Origin of the sequence: Citrobacter sp. RHB35-C17 (assembly GCF_013816795.1) — a bacterium.
GTDB classification, from domain to species: Bacteria; Pseudomonadota; Gammaproteobacteria; order Enterobacterales; family Enterobacteriaceae; genus Citrobacter_A; species Citrobacter_A amalonaticus.
On the sequence record NZ_CP057150.1, the window covers coordinates 2,303,596 to 2,320,810 of the forward strand.

13 protein-coding genes and 1 pseudogene are annotated in these 17,215 nt (G+C 54.1%); 9 read left to right on the plus strand and 5 right to left on the minus strand.

The genetic code is table 11. The features are described 5' to 3' along the window. The first annotated feature begins 112 nt into the window (after positions 1 to 112). The 7 genes from HVZ37_RS10910 to HVZ37_RS10940 all read left to right on the plus strand — a co-directional run bounded on the left by HVZ37_RS10910 (position 113) and on the right by HVZ37_RS10940 (position 12,929). Complete coding sequence (locus HVZ37_RS10910; RefSeq protein WP_181628433.1) at positions 113 to 1,501, plus strand: NarK family nitrate/nitrite MFS transporter; 1,389 nt, start codon at positions 113 to 115, stop codon at positions 1,499 to 1,501. Between the two features lie 147 nt (positions 1,502 to 1,648). After that, positions 1,649 to 5,389, plus strand: coding sequence for a nitrate reductase subunit alpha (locus tag HVZ37_RS10915; RefSeq protein ID WP_181628434.1), 3,741 nt, complete (start codon positions 1,649 to 1,651; stop codon positions 5,387 to 5,389). Beyond that, the gene (gene narH / locus HVZ37_RS10920; protein ID WP_043000675.1) at positions 5,386 to 6,930 is read left to right on the plus strand and encodes a nitrate reductase subunit beta; all 1,545 of its coding nucleotides are present in this window, start codon (positions 5,386 to 5,388) and stop codon (positions 6,928 to 6,930) included. Before HVZ37_RS10915 ends, narH begins: the two co-directional genes overlap by 4 nt. After that, positions 6,930 to 7,625, plus strand: coding sequence for a nitrate reductase molybdenum cofactor assembly chaperone (gene narW / locus HVZ37_RS10925; RefSeq protein WP_044257968.1), 696 nt, complete (start codon positions 6,930 to 6,932; stop codon positions 7,623 to 7,625). Before narH ends, narW begins: the two co-directional genes overlap by 1 nt. Continuing rightward, positions 7,622 to 8,302: a respiratory nitrate reductase subunit gamma gene (narI, locus tag HVZ37_RS10930; RefSeq protein ID WP_181628435.1), complete on the plus strand. Its 681-nt coding sequence runs from the start codon at positions 7,622 to 7,624 to the stop codon at positions 8,300 to 8,302. The genes narW and narI overlap by 4 nt, the downstream gene beginning before the upstream one ends. A gap of 668 nt (positions 8,303 to 8,970) precedes the next feature. Then, positions 8,971 to 11,910, plus strand: coding sequence for an autotransporter outer membrane beta-barrel domain-containing protein (locus HVZ37_RS10935; protein ID WP_249418382.1), 2,940 nt, complete (start codon positions 8,971 to 8,973; stop codon positions 11,908 to 11,910). Between the two features lie 125 nt (positions 11,911 to 12,035). Further along, positions 12,036 to 12,929 carry a PhzF family isomerase gene (locus HVZ37_RS10940; protein ID WP_181628436.1) on the plus strand — a complete coding sequence of 298 codons (894 nt, stop codon included), beginning with the start codon at positions 12,036 to 12,038 and terminating at the stop codon, positions 12,927 to 12,929. Between the two features lie 39 nt (positions 12,930 to 12,968). Here HVZ37_RS10940 and nhoA read toward each other — a convergent pair whose 3' ends face one another. Next, on the minus strand, positions 12,969 to 13,814 hold the full coding sequence (nhoA, locus tag HVZ37_RS10945) for an N-hydroxyarylamine O-acetyltransferase (RefSeq protein ID WP_043000671.1): 846 nt from the start codon (positions 13,812 to 13,814) through the stop codon (positions 12,969 to 12,971). A gap of 136 nt (positions 13,815 to 13,950) precedes the next feature. Between nhoA and HVZ37_RS10950 the strand changes: the two genes are divergently transcribed. Further along, the gene (locus HVZ37_RS10950; protein ID WP_054176187.1) at positions 13,951 to 14,520 is read left to right on the plus strand and encodes a flavin reductase family protein; all 570 of its coding nucleotides are present in this window, start codon (positions 13,951 to 13,953) and stop codon (positions 14,518 to 14,520) included. Here the strand turns inward: HVZ37_RS10950 and HVZ37_RS10955 are convergent, their stop codons facing one another. Continuing rightward, positions 14,521 to 15,276, minus strand: coding sequence for a DeoR/GlpR family DNA-binding transcription regulator (locus HVZ37_RS10955; RefSeq protein ID WP_181628437.1), 756 nt, complete (start codon positions 15,274 to 15,276; stop codon positions 14,521 to 14,523). Between the two features lie 148 nt (positions 15,277 to 15,424). Here HVZ37_RS10955 and HVZ37_RS10960 point away from each other — a divergent pair, with 148 nt between their 5' ends. Continuing rightward, positions 15,425 to 15,790, plus strand: coding sequence for a DUF4406 domain-containing protein (locus HVZ37_RS10960; protein ID WP_043000668.1), 366 nt, complete (start codon positions 15,425 to 15,427; stop codon positions 15,788 to 15,790). A gap of 124 nt (positions 15,791 to 15,914) precedes the next feature. Here HVZ37_RS10960 and pptA read toward each other — a convergent pair whose 3' ends face one another. The 3 genes and pseudogenes from pptA to HVZ37_RS10975 form a co-directional block, all read right to left on the minus strand. Continuing rightward, positions 15,915 to 16,142 carry a tautomerase PptA gene (gene pptA / locus HVZ37_RS10965; protein ID WP_043000667.1) on the minus strand — a complete coding sequence of 76 codons (228 nt, stop codon included), beginning with the start codon at positions 16,140 to 16,142 and terminating at the stop codon, positions 15,915 to 15,917. A 64-nt stretch (positions 16,143 to 16,206) separates the two neighbouring features. Then, positions 16,207 to 16,494 (minus strand): annotated as a pseudogene (locus tag HVZ37_RS10970) (substrate-binding domain-containing protein); the annotation flags it as partial. 54 nt (positions 16,495 to 16,548) lie between these two features. After that, entirely contained in the window at positions 16,549 to 17,166 is a 618-nt protein-coding gene (locus HVZ37_RS10975) for a glutathione S-transferase family protein (RefSeq protein WP_181628438.1), read from the minus strand. Between the last annotated feature and the right edge of the window lie 49 nt (positions 17,167 to 17,215).

The following is a 17,215-nucleotide window of genomic DNA, read 5'->3' on the forward strand; positions in this document are numbered from 1 at the left end:
TTTCATCAATATTCCTAAAAGCATTAATAAATTCTAAAAAGGGCGTATAGCGCCCTTTTACGCAGACTATTTCTTATTTTTTTATGAACGATCTGTGCATGTGAGGGGTAATATGGCACGACAAAATGAGAAAAATAATCGTTATCTTTTGAGTGACTGGAAGCCGGAAAATCCTGCATTTTGGGAAAATAAAGGAAAGCACATAGCGCGAAGAAACCTTTGTATCTCAGTTGCTTGCCTTTTACTCGCCTTCTGCGTCTGGATGTTATTTAGTGCCGTTGCCGTCAATCTTAATAAAATTGGTTTTAATTTCACCACCGATCAACTCTTTTTATTGACCGCATTACCTTCTCTTTCTGGTGCAATATTACGTGTTCCCTACTCCTTTATGGTGCCTATGTTTGGCGGACGCCGTTGGACGGTGTTTAGTACCGCAATCCTGATTATTCCTTGCGTCTGGCTCGGCTTTGCGGTGCAAAATACCACCACCCCTTTCGAGGTATTTATCATTATCGCGCTGCTATGCGGTTTTGCTGGCGCAAATTTTGCTTCCAGCATGGGCAACATCAGCTTCTTTTTCCCAAAATCGAAACAAGGCAGCGCGCTGGGAGTGAACGGTGGACTGGGTAATCTCGGCGTCAGCGTGATGCAACTCGTCGCGCCGCTGGTGATCTTTCTGCCGATCTTCACCTTCCTCGGCGTTCAGGGCGTCCCCCAGGCCGATGGGTCACTGTTGTCGCTGGCAAACGCGGCCTGGATCTGGGTACCGCTGCTGGCGATTGCCACGATTGCCGCCTGGGTTGGCACCAATGATATTGCCAGTTCCAAAGCCTCTATTGCTTCTCAGTTACCGGTGCTCAAGCGCTTTCACCTCTGGCTGTTGAGCCTGCTCTATCTGGCCACATTCGGATCGTTCATCGGCTTTTCCGCGGGTTTTGCCATGCTGGCGAAGACGCAGTTCCCTGACGTGAACATCCTCAATCTGGCGTTTTTTGGCCCGTTTATCGGCGCGCTGGCGCGTTCTGCAGGTGGTGTCATCTCTGATAAGTTCGGCGGCGTCCGGGTGACGCTGATTAACTTCATCTTTATGGCGCTGTTCTCGGCCCTGCTCTTCCTGACGCTTCCCGGCTCCGGTTCCGGCAGCTTTATTGCCTTCTATCTGGTCTTTATGGGGCTGTTCCTGACCGCCGGTCTGGGCAGCGGCTCTACCTTCCAGATGATCGCCGTCATCTTCCGCCAGCTCACCATCTACAGGGTGAAACTGCGTGGTGGCAGTGACGAACAGGCACAGCGTGAAGCGGTGACCGACACCGCCGCCGCGCTGGGCTTTATTTCCGCGATTGGCGCCGTCGGCGGCTTCTTCATTCCTAAGGCCTTCGGCAGTTCGCTGGCGATGACCGGTTCTCCCGTCGGTGCCATGAAAATCTTTCTGGTGTTTTACATCGTCTGCGTGCTGGTGACCTGGCTGGTCTATGGCCGCCGTAAACCGAAGCAAAAATAACAACATATTCACCGATGTTTTGTAGGTCGGATAAGGCGCTTGCGCCTATCCGGCAAGAATTTTACGCCTGATAGCGACGCCGCGGCGTCTTATCAGGTCTCCAGGACTTATCCGGCCTACAAGACCCTATGGAGCAGGAGAAATGTCATGAGTAAACTGTTGGATCGCTTCCGTTACTTTAAACAAAAGGGTGACACCTTTGCTGACGGTCACGGCCAGGTGATGCATACCAACCGGGACTGGGAAGACAGCTATCGTCAGCGCTGGCAGTTTGACAAGATTGTCCGTTCCACCCACGGGGTGAACTGTACCGGCTCCTGTAGCTGGAAAATCTACGTCAAAAATGGTCTGGTGACCTGGGAAACCCAGCAGACCGACTATCCCCGGACGCGTCCGGATCTGCCTAACCATGAACCGCGCGGCTGCCCGCGTGGTGCCAGCTACTCCTGGTATCTGTACAGCGCCAACCGCCTGAAATACCCGCTGGTGCGTAAGCGTCTGATCGAACTGTGGCGTGACGCGCTGTCCACCCATGCCGATCCGGTGCTGGCGTGGGAGTCAATCATGAACGACCCGCTAAAGAGCCAGAGCTACAAGCAGGTACGCGGACGCGGTGGATTCATCCGCTCTAGCTGGAAAGAGCTTAACCAGTTGATTGCCGCCGCCAACGTCTGGACGGTGAAAACCTATGGACCGGACCGCGTCGCCGGTTTCTCGCCGATCCCGGCAATGTCGATGGTCTCCTACGCCGCCGGGACCCGTTACCTTTCCCTGCTCGGCGGTACCTGCCTGAGTTTTTACGACTGGTACTGCGACTTACCGCCCGCGTCACCGATGACCTGGGGCGAGCAGACTGACGTGCCGGAATCGGCCGACTGGTACAACTCCAGCTATATCATCGCCTGGGGCTCCAACGTACCGCAAACGCGTACTCCGGATGCACACTTCTTTACCGAAGTCCGTTACAAAGGGACGAAAACGGTCGCCATTACCCCTGACTTCTCCGAAGTCGCCAAACTCAGCGATCAGTGGCTGGCACCAAAACAAGGTACCGACAGCGCGCTGGCGATGGCAATGGGCCACGTGATCTTAAAAGAGTTCCACCTCGACAATCCCAGCGACTACTTCCTTAACTACTGCCGTCGCTATACCGATATGCCGATGCTGGTATTACTGGACGCCCGTGAAGACGGCAGCTACGTGCCAGGACGAATGATGCGCGCCTCGGATCTGGTCGACGGTCTGGGCGAAAGTAATAACCCGGAGTGGAAAACGGTCGCCTGCAACACCACCGGTGAACTGGTAGTGCCTAACGGCTCGATTGGTTTCCGCTGGGGCGAAAAAGGTAAATGGAACCTTGAGTCGCTGGCGGCGGGTACGGAAACCGAGCTGTCGCTGTCATTGCTTGGTCAGCATGATGAGGTATTGGGCGTCGCATTCCCCTATTTTGGCGGCAACGAAAACCCGCATTTTCGCAGCGTGAAGCAGGAACCGGTACTGGTGCGCCAGTTGCCAGTGAAGCAACTGACGCTTGCCGATGGCCGCCGTTGTCCGGTGGTCAGCGTTTACGATCTGGTGCTGGCCAACTACGGCCTCGATCGCGGTCTGGATGACATGTACGGTGCGAAGGATTATGCCGAGGTGAAGGCCTATACCCCGGCGTGGGCGGAGCAGATCACCGGCGTGCCGCGTTTCCAGATTGAAACCATCGCCCGTGAGTTTGCCGATACCGCGCATAAAACTCACGGACGCTCGATGATTATCCTTGGTGCCGGTGTCAACCACTGGTATCACATGGACATGAACTACCGGGGAATGATCAACATCCTCGTGTTCTGCGGCTGTGTCGGACAGAGCGGCGGCGGCTGGGCGCACTATGTCGGCCAGGAAAAACTGCGTCCGCAAACCGGCTGGCTACCGCTGGCTTTTGCGCTGGACTGGAACCGTCCGCCGCGCCAGATGAACAGCACTTCGTTTTTCTATAATCACGCCAGTCAGTGGCGCTATGAAAAACTCACCGCCCAGGAACTGCTCTCACCGCTGGCGGATGCCTCGAAATTCACCGGTCATCTGATCGATTTCAACGTGCGTGCCGAGCGCATGGGCTGGTTGCCTTCTGCGCCGCAGCTCAACCTCAACCCGCTGACGGTGAAGGCCAGCGCCGAAAAAGCCGGCTTGTCTCCCGTGGAATACACCGTTCAGGCGTTGAAATCCGGCGATATTCGTTTTGCCTGCGAACAACCCGACAGCGGCAAGAACCATCCGCGTAACCTGTTTGTCTGGCGATCTAACCTCCTTGGTTCTTCCGGTAAAGGCCACGAGTACATGCTCAAATATTTACTGGGAACAGAGAGCGGCATTCAGGGGGAAGCGCTGGGTTCCCGCGAAGGCATTAAACCTGAAGAGGTTGAATGGGAATCCCCCGCCATTGAAGGCAAGCTCGATCTGCTGGTGACGCTCGACTTCCGCATGTCCAGCACCTGCCTGTTCTCCGATATTGTTCTTCCCACTGCCACCTGGTATGAAAAAGACGACATGAATACCTCGGACATGCATCCGTTTATTCATCCGCTGTCTGCGGCGGTGGATCCGGCGTGGGAATCAAAAAGCGACTGGGAAATCTACAAAGGCATCGCCAGCGTCTTTTCTGAGGTCTGTGTCGGCCATCTGGGACATGAAACCGACGTGGTGTTGCAGCCGTTGCAGCACGATTCACCGGCAGAACTTTCGCAGCCGTTCGACATTCAGGACTGGCGTAAAGGGGAATGCGAGTTAATCCCCGGTAAAACCGCGCCGAACATTGCCGTGGTGGAGCGCGATTACCCCGCGACGTACGAGCGTTTCACCTCGCTCGGCCCCTTGATGGACAAGTTGGGTAACGGCGGCAAGGGCATTTCGTGGAACACCCAGACGGAGGTCGATTTCCTCGGCAAGCTCAACTACACCAAGCGTGATGGCCCGGCGAAAGGTCGTCCGCTGATTGAAACCGCGCTGGACGCGTCGGAAGTGATCCTCGCTCTGGCCCCGGAAACCAACGGTCAGGTCGCCGTGAAAGCATGGGAAGCGCTCGGCGCGATGACTGGTCGCGAACATACGCATCTGGCGCTCAACAAAGAAGACGAGAAGATTCGCTTTCGTGATATTCAGGCACAGCCACGCAAAATCATCTCCAGCCCGACCTGGTCCGGACTGGAAAGCGAGCATGTCTCCTATAACGCGGGCTATACCAATGTCCATGAACTGATCCCGTGGCGTACCCTCTCCGGTCGTCAACAGCTGTATCAGGACCATCAATGGATGCGGGCATTCGGCGAAAGCCTCGTGGCTTATCGTCCGCCGATTGACACCCGCAGCGTCAGCGAAATGCGGGAGATCCCACCGAACGGCTTCCCGGAGAAAGCGCTTAACTTCCTGACACCGCATCAGAAATGGGGCATTCACTCCACCTACAGCGAAAACCTGCTAATGCTGACGCTGTCGCGCGGCGGGCCGATTGTCTGGATCAGTGAAACGGATGCGAAAGAGCTCGGCATTGAGGATAACGACTGGATCGAAGCCTTCAACGCCAACGGCGCCCTCACCGCCCGTGCGGTGGTGAGCCAGCGCGTGCCGCCCGGCATGACGATGATGTACCACGCCCAGGAACGCATCCTGAATATCCCCGGTTCGGAAGTCACCGGGATGCGCGGCGGGATCCACAACTCCGTCACCCGCGTGTGCCCGAAACCGACGCACATGATTGGTGGCTATGCGCAGCTTGCTTACGGCTTTAACTATTACGGTACCGTCGGCTCCAACCGCGACGAGTTCATCATGATTAGAAAAATGAAAAACATTGACTGGCTGGATGATGAAGGTCGGGATCAGGTACAGGAGGCGAAAAAATGAAGATACGCTCACAGGTTGGCATGGTACTGAACCTCGATAAATGCATTGGCTGCCACACCTGCTCCGTCACCTGTAAAAACGTCTGGACCGGACGTGAAGGAATGGAGTACGCGTGGTTTAACAACGTTGAGACGAAACCCGGCATCGGCTACCCGAAAAACTGGGAAGACCAGGAAGAGTGGCAAGGCGGCTGGGTTCGCGACGTGAACGGTAAAATCCGACCACGTCTGGGTGGCAAAATGGGCGTCATCACCAAAATCTTCGCCAACCCGGTCATTCCACAAATCGATGATTACTACGAGCCCTTCACCTACGACTATCAGCATTTGCACAGCGCGCCGGAAGGCAAACATCAACCTACCGCCCGTCCCCGCTCGTTGATTGACGGTAAGCGGATGGACAAAATCATCTGGGGGCCGAACTGGGAAGAGCTGCTCGGCGGCGAATTCGAAAAGCGCGCGCGAGACCGTAACTTCGACAAGATCCAAAAGGAGATGTACGGCCAGTTCGAAAACACCTTCATGATGTATCTGCCGCGTCTGTGTGAACACTGCCTGAACCCAAGCTGTGTCGCCACTTGTCCGAGCGGCGCTATCTACAAGCGTGAAGAAGACGGCATTGTGCTGATCGATCAGGATAAATGCCGCGGCTGGCGTCTGTGTATCAGCGGCTGCCCATACAAAAAAATCTACTTCAACTGGAAAAGCGGCAAATCCGAAAAATGCATTTTCTGTTATCCGCGCATTGAATCGGGCCAGCCGACGGTCTGTTCCGAAACCTGCGTCGGGCGCATCCGTTATCTTGGTGTGCTGCTCTACGATGCGGACCGCATTGAAGAAGCGGCCAGCACCGAGCATGAAACCGATCTCTATGAGCGTCAGTGCGACGTGTTTCTGAATCCGCACGACCCGGCGGTGATAGAAGAAGCGCTTAAACAGGGCATTCCACAGAACGTGATCGACGCGGCGCAGCGTTCGCCAGTTTACAAAATGGCGATGGACTGGAAGCTGGCGCTGCCGCTGCATCCGGAATACCGCACTCTGCCGATGGTCTGGTATGTGCCGCCGCTGTCGCCGATTCAGTCTTACGCCGATGCGGGTGGACTGCCGAAAAGCGACGGCGTACTACCGGCGATCGAAAGCCTGCGTATTCCGGTGCAGTACCTCGCCAATATGCTGAGCGCTGGCGACACCGGCCCGGTGCTGCGGGCGCTGAAGCGCATGATGGCGATGCGTCATTATATGCGCTCGCAGACCGTGGAAGGCGTCACCGATACCCGTGCGATTGACGAAGTCGGGTTGACCGTGGAACAGATTGAAGAGATGTATCGCTACCTGGCGATTGCCAATTACGAAGACCGTTTTGTCATCCCGACCAGCCACCGTGAAATGGCGCGTGATGCCTTCCCTGAGCGCAACGGTTGCGGCTTCTCTTTCGGTGATGGATGCCACGGCTCCGATACCAAATTTAATCTGTTCAACAGTAGCCGTATTGACGCGATCAACATCACCGAAGTACGTGACAAAGCGGAGGGGGAATGATGCAAATCCTCAAGGTGATTGGCCTGCTGATGGAGTATCCGGATGAGCAACTGTGGGAGTGTAAGGACGATGCGCTGGCGCTGGTGCGACACGATGCGCCGATGCTCACCGACTTCACCGAAACCCTGCTCAGCGCGCCGCTGCTTGATAAACAGGCCGAATGGTGCGAAGTGTTTGATCGAGGGCGCGCCACCTCGCTGCTGTTGTTCGAGCATGTGCATGCGGAATCGCGCGATCGCGGTCAGGCGATGGTCGATTTGCTGGCGCAGTACGAGAAAGTCGGGCTACAGCTTGATTGTCGCGAGCTGCCGGACCATCTGCCACTGTATCTGGAATACCTGAGCGTACTGCCGGAAGCGGAAGCACGAGAAGGTTTGCAGAACGTCGCACCAATTCTGGCCCTGCTGGGCGGGCGCTTAAAGCAGCGCGACACGCCGTGGTATCAACTGTTCGATGCCCTGCTTTTTCTGGCGGGCAGCCCGCTATCAAGTGACAGTGTCACGAAACAGGTGAACGCCGAGGACCGTGATGATACCCGCCAGGCGCTGGATGCCGTCTGGGAAGAGGAACAGGTGAAATTTATCGAAGATAACGCCACGGCCTGTGACAGTTCGCCGTTACAGCAATATCAACGACGCTTTAGCCAGGACGTGGCGCCACAGTACGTCGACGTCAGCGCGGGAGGCCCGAAATGATACAGTTCCTGAACGTCTTTTTTTACGACATCTACCCCTATCTCTGCGGGACGGTGTTTATCCTTGGCAGTTGGCTGCGCTATGACTACGGCCAGTACACCTGGCGGGCGTCTTCCAGTCAGATGCTGGACAAGCGCGGGATGGTCCTGTGGTCGAATCTGTTCCACATCGGTATTCTGGGGATCTTCTTTGGTCACCTGTTCGGCATGTTAACCCCACACTGGATGTACGCCTGGTTCCTGCCTGTTGCGGTGAAACAACAGATGGCGATGATTGCCGGCGGGATCTGCGGCGTACTGACGCTGGTTGGCGGCGCGGGCTTGCTGGTGCGTCGTCTGACCAACTCTCGCGTCCGGGCCACCTCGTCCACGGCAGATATCCTGATCCTCTGCATTCTGCTGATTCAGTGCATTCTGGGCTTAAGCACAATACCGTTCTCCGCCCAGTACCCGGACGGCAGTGAAATGCTGAAACTGGTGGAATGGGCGCAGTCGGTTGTCACCTTCCGTGGCGGAGCTTCTGCCCACCTCGACGGCGTGGCGTTTATCTTCCGCGTGCATCTGGTGCTGGGAATGACTATCTTCCTGCTCTTCCCGTTCACCCGTCTGGTTCATGTCTGGAGCGCACCGTTTGAGTACTTTACCCGACGCTACCAGATCGTTCGTTCCCGTCGTTAGGCATTTCGGTGTCGGATGGTAATGCCATCCGACACGCTGCACGTTATGACGCTTCTTCACCTCAGGGAGAATGCTGCTGGTGAAAAGACATCAGGAGCGAGTATTAGTCCGCGAGGGTATTGTCGATATTGAAGTAGTCATTCAAGGTAACCAACTGCTTAAAGTGACTATATTCGTCAATGCGGCGAACTTGTTTCACGCACAGCGGGTAATAGATTTTTAAAAATTCACGGGTAGGAAATATTCCTACCCGTGCGGTTTATTTGTCTGTCATGATACTGATGAGTTTAAATTACGCCATGAAACATCTTAATAAATCTTAAGTCGGATTTAAGACATGTTATCTCTTTAAAAATCATAAAGATGACATCAACCCCTCTCTTTTATTATATGCAATACCTGTTGCGAAATTAACGTCATTTCATCTGTAATCCATTATTTCACTTCACACTTAACTGATTTCTTTAGTTACGTAAGATCAATTCATTTGTGATCCATTCAGCAACATGAAAAATAAATCACTGTTGCACGAATGAATTACTGGAAGGAATTCGGCAGATATCGTCTGACTCAAATTGCTTTCGCTCTGTCTGGAAACCAAAACGCAGCGTTGAGAAATATAATTTATTCCGTGCTGTATTTGTCTATTAAAAAAAGCGAATAGGGATATGAAAGAATTTAAATTAACCACTATGGCGCTGTTGATCGGCAGCCTGTTAATGACAAATAACGTAAATGCAAAAATTTATGATGAAGATGATGGCATTATCACCGGCAGTGGTGCCCTGGTTGCAGGTGGCAGCTATAAAATTATCAGCGTCGCAGGGGAAGACAATACCCTCTTCGTGGAAAACAATGGCGCGATTACGGTAACGGCTCCGGCTGGAACACCGATTGTTAGCGGCATGGGCGAGTTTGAAGATGGCGATTTTTCACTTGCCTCTGGCGCTGTCTTTGTTGCCAATAGCGGCACAATCAATTTGGGGTCAGGTTCTACCATTAATCAGCTTGTCGGGGATTACATTCCGGGTACGGTTGAAGGACGCCCTGACCTGGCGCTGGACAATGATTATCACACGATGTTCGCGGTTGGCATTCTCAATGTCGGCGGATCAAGCGATGCCTATCTTGCGAAAAAAGGCGCGATTATTGCTGATGATTTAACCATAAACATCAGCCACAAACGTGATAATAAGGACATCATGGGTATTTACGCTGATAAGAATAACGGCGTGATTACCCTGACCGGTGACACCACGGTGAATGCAACCATCACCGGAGCGAAGGGACACATTTTTGGCATTTATGCGAAAGAAGGAACCCTCATCAACGCTGAAAACCTGATTGTTAATAACAAGAGTACGGAATACTCCGTGGGGATCGTTTCAGAATCGACAAATTCCACTCACCGCTCGCTTATTCGTTATCAGAATGCCACCGTGAAATCCGTTGCTGATGAGTTTGCAGACGGCATTAATGCTAACGCGGGTTATATTGAAGCCTTTGGGGATACCGCGGTCGATATCACTGCCAATCGCGTTGGGGCGGTTGCTACAGGTATCTGGCTATCTGATGGTATTGATGACATCGATTTGGATTCGTACATCACCACTCATGGAACGACGTCAGTATTGTTAAAATCAGGCGCGGATCAGACGGTTCTTGAAGGCGTCGATTCAATGGGCTCCTCGCAATATACCGGTAGTAACCTGACCATTACCCTGGATACTCAAGGGCATCAACAGACGACCGGTTCCGGTATTATGGCCAGTAAAGAAGATGCGCTCACGGCGGGTAAAATCGACATTAATGGTCGTCTGAACATTGATGTTATCGATACCACCCGCAGTGGGAGCTGGAAATACGTTCAGGCGAATAAAGGCGGCGAGATCACGCTAAACGGTGAAGTGCAACTGGGGGTTAACTACAACGACCCGGATGCCACTGCCATTCTGGCGGAAAACGCCGACTCCCGTGTGACGATTAACCCGCAGAAAATCGACGTTGTCGGGACGATTGAAGCCCTGGATTCCGCCGTGGTTGATGTGGATGCGATTAACCAGTCGCGTTTCGTCGGCGGGATGGTCACCCGCGGTAATGCAGTGAATAACCTGTCGCTGGCCGATGGCTCGGCCTGGAACATGACCAAAAGTTCTCAGCTCACCAACCTGACGCTGAATGACTCCACGCTGACCTTTATTCCAGCCGCCACAAAGCGTCGTATGCTGACGCGTGATACCGCGAGCTTCAAAACCCTGACAGTGGACGGTGATTACACAGGCACTAACGGTAATCTCGTGATGAACACCCAACTGGGCGATGACAGCTCACCGACTGACCGGATGATCGTTGCGGGCAACACCTCCGGCACCACGAACGTTAAAGTACTGAACGCCGGGGGCGCGGGCGGTCTGACGACGTCGGGCATCGAACTGATTAGCGTTGGCGGCAATTCTGACGGTGTGTTTACACAAAATGGCCGTATCGTGGCCGGTGCGTATGACTACACCCTGCATCGCGGTGAAGGCGAGAATAATAAAAACTGGTATCTGAGCAGCGCCCTGTCTCCGGTTACTCCGCTGGATCCTCTGAATCCTACCGATCCGCAGCCGCCAACTCCGACGCCGCGCGAACACGCGGTGCGTCCGGAAGCCGGTCTGTATGGCATGAACCTGCAGGCGGCGAACACGCTGTTCAATACCCGTTTGCAGGATCGTCTGGGCGAAACGCATTACGTGGACGCGCTGACCGGCGAAGAAGCCGTCACCAGTATGTGGCTGCGTAACGTGGGCGGTCATACCCGTCAGAAAGACAGCAGTAGTCAACTGGATATGCAGGCCAACCGTTATGTCATGCAACTGGGCGGCGACATTGCGCAGTGGTCTTCGGACAACACTGACCGCTACCATCTGGGTCTGATGGCCGGTTATGCGAACCAGAAAGCGCGCGCCGAAAACCAGCGTAACGGTAACCGGGCCGACAGCCGCATCAGTGGTTACAGCGTTGGTTTGTACGGCACCTGGCTGCAGGACAACGCGACGCACGAAGGCGCGTATGTCGATAGCTGGGCGCAGTACAGCTGGTTTGATAACACCGTTTCTGGTCGTGATGTCGAATCTGAAGAGTATGATTCTAAGGGCTTCACCGCCTCTGTCGAAACAGGCTACACCTGGAAACTGGCCGAACTCAGCGAGCGTAACACGCTGTATATCCAGCCAAAAGCCCAGGTCACCTGGATGGGCGTGAAGGCAGATGAGCACAAAGAAGTTAACGGTACCCGCGTTGAAGGTAACGGCGATGGCAACCTCCAGACCCGCGTCGGCGTCCGTCTGTTCGGCAAGGGCCACAACACACTGGACGACGGCAAAGACCACACCTTCCAGCCGTTTGTCGAAGCCAACTGGATCCACAACAGCAAAGACTTTGGCGTCGCAATGAACGGTGAAAAGGTGAATCTGAAAGGCGCCCGCAATATTGGCGAACTGAAAGCCGGTGTTGAAGGTCAGTTGACGAAGAATGTCGCCCTGTGGGGCAACGTCGCACAGCAAGTTGGTAACAACGGCTACAGCGATACCTCTGCAATGGTGGGGATTAAAGCCTCCTTCTGATAATAAAACACCCGGCTCATGTAAATGCCTGCCGGGTTTTATTCTTTCACACGCCGGATTGACAGATGCATCGCTATCCGGCCTTTTCCACGTTATGATGCTTCCCTCACTCAGGGAGAACGCTAATGAAACCACAGGTTTACCACGTTTATGCTTTCACCAGAACCCCCTTTCGCGGCAATTCCGCAGGTGTCGTCCTGAATGCTGATGGCCTCAGCGAAACACAGATGCAACTGATTGCCCGCGAACTACGCCACTCCGAAACCGCATTCCTGCTGCGAAGCGATGACAGCGATGTCCGCATTCGCTACTTTACGCCAACCGTAGAAGTGCCGATTTGCGGGCACGCCACCGTTGCGGCGCATTATGTCCGCGCCACGGTGCTGGGACTGGGCAACACCACAGTCTGGCAAACCTCGCTGGCGGGTCGACACCGGGTGGCGATCCGTCATGATGACGGTGATTACCGTATTTCGCTGGAACAAGGCACGCCAACCTTTGAAGCGCCGATTGAAGGTGACATCCGCGCGGCTATTCTTCGTGCGCTGCACCTGAATGAAAGCGATATGCTGCCGGGCTTGCCGATTCAGGTGGCGTCGACAGGCCATTCTAAAGTGATGATTCCGCTTAAGCCTGAAGTCGATATCGATGCCCTCGCGCCCGATCTTTCTGCGCTTTGTACCATCAGTCAGCAAATTGGCTGCAATGGCTTTTTCCCATTCCAGATCCGTCCGGGCAAAAATGAGACTGACGGGCGCATGTTCTCACCGGCAATTGGTATTGTTGAAGATCCGGTGACCGGCAATGCCAATGGCCCGATGGGTGCCTGGCTGGTGCATCACGGTTTACTGGAACACGACGGGAAATCGCTGCAGGTAAAAGGACATCAGGGACGGGCATTGGGTCGCGATGGCACCGTTGAAATTAACGTGACGATTCAGAATAACCAGCCGGAAAAAGTCACCATCACGGGTAACGCGGTGATTCTGTTTCACGCTGAATGGGCGATAGATTTTTAAAATTATGCCCGGTAAGCGCCTGCGCCTACCGGGTTTTCATTATTTTCCCGCTTCGGGATGCGTATCAAACGCCGCCATCACCCTGGCAAGCTCAGTTTCCGTAAAACCATGCTTCGCGTCTGTCACTCCCAGACCAAAACGTTCCTGTAGTAGCGCGTACAATGAGGCGACATCCGGTAAATTGCGCTGTTCTGCCACTCTGTCACCTTCGTAATGCGTGAAATGGAAGTTAGTGAGGGTCAATTTTCCCCCGTCCGGCAAATGACGGCACATCAGCAGATGATGACGAAAATGTGATTGCGGCCAGTGCGCAGACCAAAAGTTGCCCATCACATAATCACTTTGCTGCTGCACCACCCGATCAAAACGGTACATCGATTGCCAGCGATCGTGATGACAAAACTGCAGGATCCAGTCGTCCCCCTCCTGCTGCAAACGGTATTCTCCATGTGGCGTCTTCTGGATAATGTCCGCTTGCAGACGAATGGGGGCAGTAAGCGTCTGACCACCAAATCCCACATCGGCGATCCACGATTCGCCATCCAGTTCAACCAGCAGCAGACGGTGAGTTCGCGGTGGCAGGCTCGGCGGATTAGCCAGCACCACGCGTCCCAGCAAACTACGCACGGTAAACCCCAGTTCGCGCAGTACGCGCTCAAATACGCCATTTTGCTCAAAGCAATAGCCGCCGCGACGTGCGGTAATCAGTTTCTCTTCCAGCGACCTGTCATCAAGATGCATTTCTCGCGGTAACAGCACGTCGAGATTTTCAAACGGGATAGTACAGTTATGCTGCAAATGTAGCGCCCGAAGCGTCTCAATATTGACTTCGGCACGCCCTGACCAGTTCAGACGAGCAAAATAAGCATTCAGGATAGGCGTCATCAGATTTCCTGTTGTGGGCCTTAAATCGTTATCCGAGTATAAACGATGTGCCAAAGAGTGAGGCGGGTGTTATTCGGCGCTTGGCGCAACGTCAGTTTTCAATAATACTGAGAAAAACCCTTTGCGAGACAATTCTATGAGTCGATTTCGTCCTGTCGAATTACGCCACGCCAGTCGTCTGCTCAATCATGGTCCCACGATACTTATCACCAGCCGCGATGAGGTCAGCAACCGGCGCAATATCATGGCCGCCGCATGGTCGATGCCCGTTGAGTTTGATCCGCCTCGTCTCGCCATTGTGGTCGATAAAACGGCCTGGTCGCGGGAATTAATTGAGCGCAGCGGCCTGTTCGGTATTGTCATTCCCGGTGTTGCCGCCACTAACTGGACATACGCCGTTGGCAGCGTTTCCGGGCGCGATGAAGACAAATTCAACTGTTACGGCATTCCGGTGGTCAAAGGCCCCGTACTGGGACTGCCGGTCGTCGAAGAAAAATGTCTGGCATGGATGGAATGCCGCCTCCTCCCCGCCACCGCTGCGCAGGAGAAATACGATACCTTATTCGGTGAAGTGGTTTCTGCCGCCGCCGATGAACGGGTGTTTGTCGAAGGCCGCTGGCAGTTCGATGACGACAAACTCAACACCCTGCATCATCTTGGCGCCGGTACATTTGTCACCAGCGGCAAACGCGTGACGGCGGGCTAACTACGCCCTCACCACCGTGATCCCCTTCGCGTTCATCGCGCGGATCCAGCTTTCGTCGGTATTCTCTTCCACGACGACCGTATTAATCAGCGATACGTCGCCAATGGCAAAGGGAGACGCGGTGCTGATCTTCTCCGGTGACGCCAGGACGATAGTTTCTGCGGCTCTGGCGGAAAATGCACGTTTGATGCACGCTTCTTCGTAATCTCCCGTGGTTAACCCCGCTTCCGGGTGAATCCCCGTCACGCCCATGAAAAAGAGATCGGCCTGAATGTTACGCATTCCTTCAACCGTCGCCGCGCCTACCGTGACAATGGAGTGCTTATACACGCGGCCACCGATGAGGATGATCTCGATAAGCGGATGATTGACCAGCCCTAATGCGATGCCCGGACTGTGGGTCACCACGGTAATGTTTAAATCTTCCGGCAGACAGGCGATCAGTTCTGTTGTTGTCGTCCCACCATCAATGATTACCACCTGACCGGGGGAAATCAGCGTAGCCCCTTTTTGCGCCACGCGCTTTTTGGCGTCGGTTTTCAATGACTTTCGTTCAAGAAAAGGCGCCGTCGCACCAGACGATGGCAGCGCCCCGCCGTGTACACGCTGCAGAAATCCTTCCGCGGCAAGTTCACGTAAATCGCGGCGGATCGTGTCTTCGGAAACCGCGAACCGGTTACTGAGCGCCTTCGATAACACCTGACCTTCGGCGGCCAGCAGTTCAAGGATCAATTTCTTTCGCTGATTGGTAAGCATAGGGTTATTCCTGAATGTGCACGATTAACCTTGATTGTGCACGAATTTGCTGTTTATGATACGTACTCTACAAATACAACGGCCTTCAGGCAACTAAAACGTGCAGAAATGTGCATTTCTGCCTACGACAACAAAGAGTGAGGATATCATGACAGCACAACTCATTTTAATCGCCGGCCCTTATCGCAGCGGTACCGACGGAAACCAGGCACTGATCGACGCCAACCTTCATCGTCTCGAAGCCGCTGCACTGGAGGTATACCAACGCGGACACATTCCGCTGATTGGCGAATGGCTCGCGTTGCCGCTGGCAAAGGCGGCAGGTTCCATGTCGTTAGATGATGAGATCAGCGAAGCGATGCTCTACCCGGTCGCCCACCGACTCATTACCCGCTGTGACGCGATTTACCGGATTGCAGGGGCATCTAAAGGTGCCGACATGGATATCGAGGTCGCCCGCCAGCATGGACTGACAATTTATACCTCAGTCAATGACATTCCACAGAACGGATGAAAGGTAGACAACAGGTAAAAAGGAGCGAGCCGCCTGGAGAAAGGGATAAATTTGAGTTCTGGTTCAATGTCGTCACGCGATAACCCGATGCGGCCCGGTCAACCTTCGTGACCGGGCTTTTGTATTACATGCTGTAGCCTGGCTTTTTAATCAGCACGTCCATTTGCGGTTCAATCTCGCGCTCCCAGACGCCCTGCCACTGATCCTCCGAAACTTCAGTCAGCGCCACGCTCACTGAGCGCTCCTTGCTTTTCAGATGACGGATGATCACCTCAGTTATATCATCGGCCAGCGCCGCTTTTTGTTCATCATTCAGGTCGCGCGGAAAACATTTAATATCAACGTGTGGCATAGCAGGTTCCTTATTGTCAGTGTGACGTTAACGCTAGCACACTCGACAACATGCATGTGTCGGTTTATGCGGATTCACGCTCGATCAGGTGAAAACCGATATCAATAATGGTCTCTTCCACTGCCGCTTGTTCAATGCAATTCGCCAGCAGCGTGGCGGCGCGCTGACCAATGGCGCGGCGGTCGACGCTGTCGGTGGTGATCGACGGGCGATTGCTGGCGGCAAAATCGAGGTCGCCAAAACCGATGACGGCCAAATCCTGCGGAATACGTCATCCACGGCTTTCCGCTTCCATCATTGCCCCCTCCGCCAGGGTATCGGAACTGCAGGCAATCACGTCAAATTCCCCTTCGATTCCCCTTCGCTGAAGAGTTTAGTGTGCGTTTACCCGCCACTCCCGTTGCTTTCAGAGGATCCCATTGTTTTTCAACACCTGACGTAATTCTGCCCGCTGACACACGGCGTCCGCTATTGCGCTGATATTCGGCGTATTATCCTGAAACCAGTCATGCCCCGGCCCCCAGGTGCGCATCACGCACAGATAACAGTCGAGCAGCGTTAACTGTTCGCCGAAGGCATACGGTTCCGCACTGAGCCGATCGTTGAGCCAGAGATAGAGTGATTTACGGTATTCAATACAGTTCTTTTTCAACTGTGCGGGCACATCAGGCGCCCAGCGTTCCGGGTAGTCGGCATACGTAAATGTCGGATAGATATTGGCCACCAGCCAGATCAACAGACGCTGAAACTGCTGACGCTCGCTGCGTCCGATGGGCGGTGCCAGATCTGGGCGACGATCGAGGACCATCAGCGCGATGGCGGCTGTTTCAGTCATTACCTCACCATTTTCAAGCGTCAGCGTCGGTACCTGACACAGCGGATTGATTTTTTGCAACAGATCTCGCTGTGGCCCTTCGCTGTCAAAGCCACTGACATCGACAAAACGATACGGAATGTCCGCCAGCGTAAGCATTAATTCGCTGATCGCTGAACCCCACCCAGGCGCGCCATAAACCTTTATCATACTGCCTCCTGCAGGTTAAAACTCTAAGTGTAGAGTAACCTGCATTTCT

Excerpts from the sequence above, each read along its gene's own strand:
- HVZ37_RS10940 (WP_181628436.1), top strand. The coding sequence starts at position 12,036 with ATGAAACCACAGGTTTACCACGTTTATGCTTTCACCAGAACCCCCTTT.
- narW (WP_044257968.1), top strand. The coding sequence starts at position 6,930 with ATGCAAATCCTCAAGGTGATTGGCCTGCTGATGGAGTATCCGGATGAG.
- narI (WP_181628435.1), top strand. The coding sequence starts at position 7,622 with ATGATACAGTTCCTGAACGTCTTTTTTTACGACATCTACCCCTATCTC.
- narH (WP_043000675.1), top strand. The coding sequence starts at position 5,386 with ATGAAGATACGCTCACAGGTTGGCATGGTACTGAACCTCGATAAATGC.
- HVZ37_RS10950 (WP_054176187.1), top strand. The coding sequence starts at position 13,951 with ATGAGTCGATTTCGTCCTGTCGAATTACGCCACGCCAGTCGTCTGCTC.
- pptA (WP_043000667.1), bottom strand. The coding sequence starts at position 16,142 with ATGCCACACGTTGATATTAAATGTTTTCCGCGCGACCTGAATGATGAA.
- HVZ37_RS10955 (WP_181628437.1), bottom strand. The coding sequence starts at position 15,276 with ATGCTTACCAATCAGCGAAAGAAATTGATCCTTGAACTGCTGGCCGCC.
- nhoA (WP_043000671.1), bottom strand. The coding sequence starts at position 13,814 with ATGACGCCTATCCTGAATGCTTATTTTGCTCGTCTGAACTGGTCAGGG.
- HVZ37_RS10975 (WP_181628438.1), bottom strand. The coding sequence starts at position 17,166 with ATGATAAAGGTTTATGGCGCGCCTGGGTGGGGTTCAGCGATCAGCGAA.
- HVZ37_RS10910 (WP_181628433.1), top strand. The coding sequence starts at position 113 with ATGGCACGACAAAATGAGAAAAATAATCGTTATCTTTTGAGTGACTGG.
- HVZ37_RS10960 (WP_043000668.1), top strand. The coding sequence starts at position 15,425 with ATGACAGCACAACTCATTTTAATCGCCGGCCCTTATCGCAGCGGTACC.
- HVZ37_RS10935 (WP_249418382.1), top strand. The coding sequence starts at position 8,971 with ATGAAAGAATTTAAATTAACCACTATGGCGCTGTTGATCGGCAGCCTG.
- HVZ37_RS10915 (WP_181628434.1), top strand. The coding sequence starts at position 1,649 with ATGAGTAAACTGTTGGATCGCTTCCGTTACTTTAAACAAAAGGGTGAC.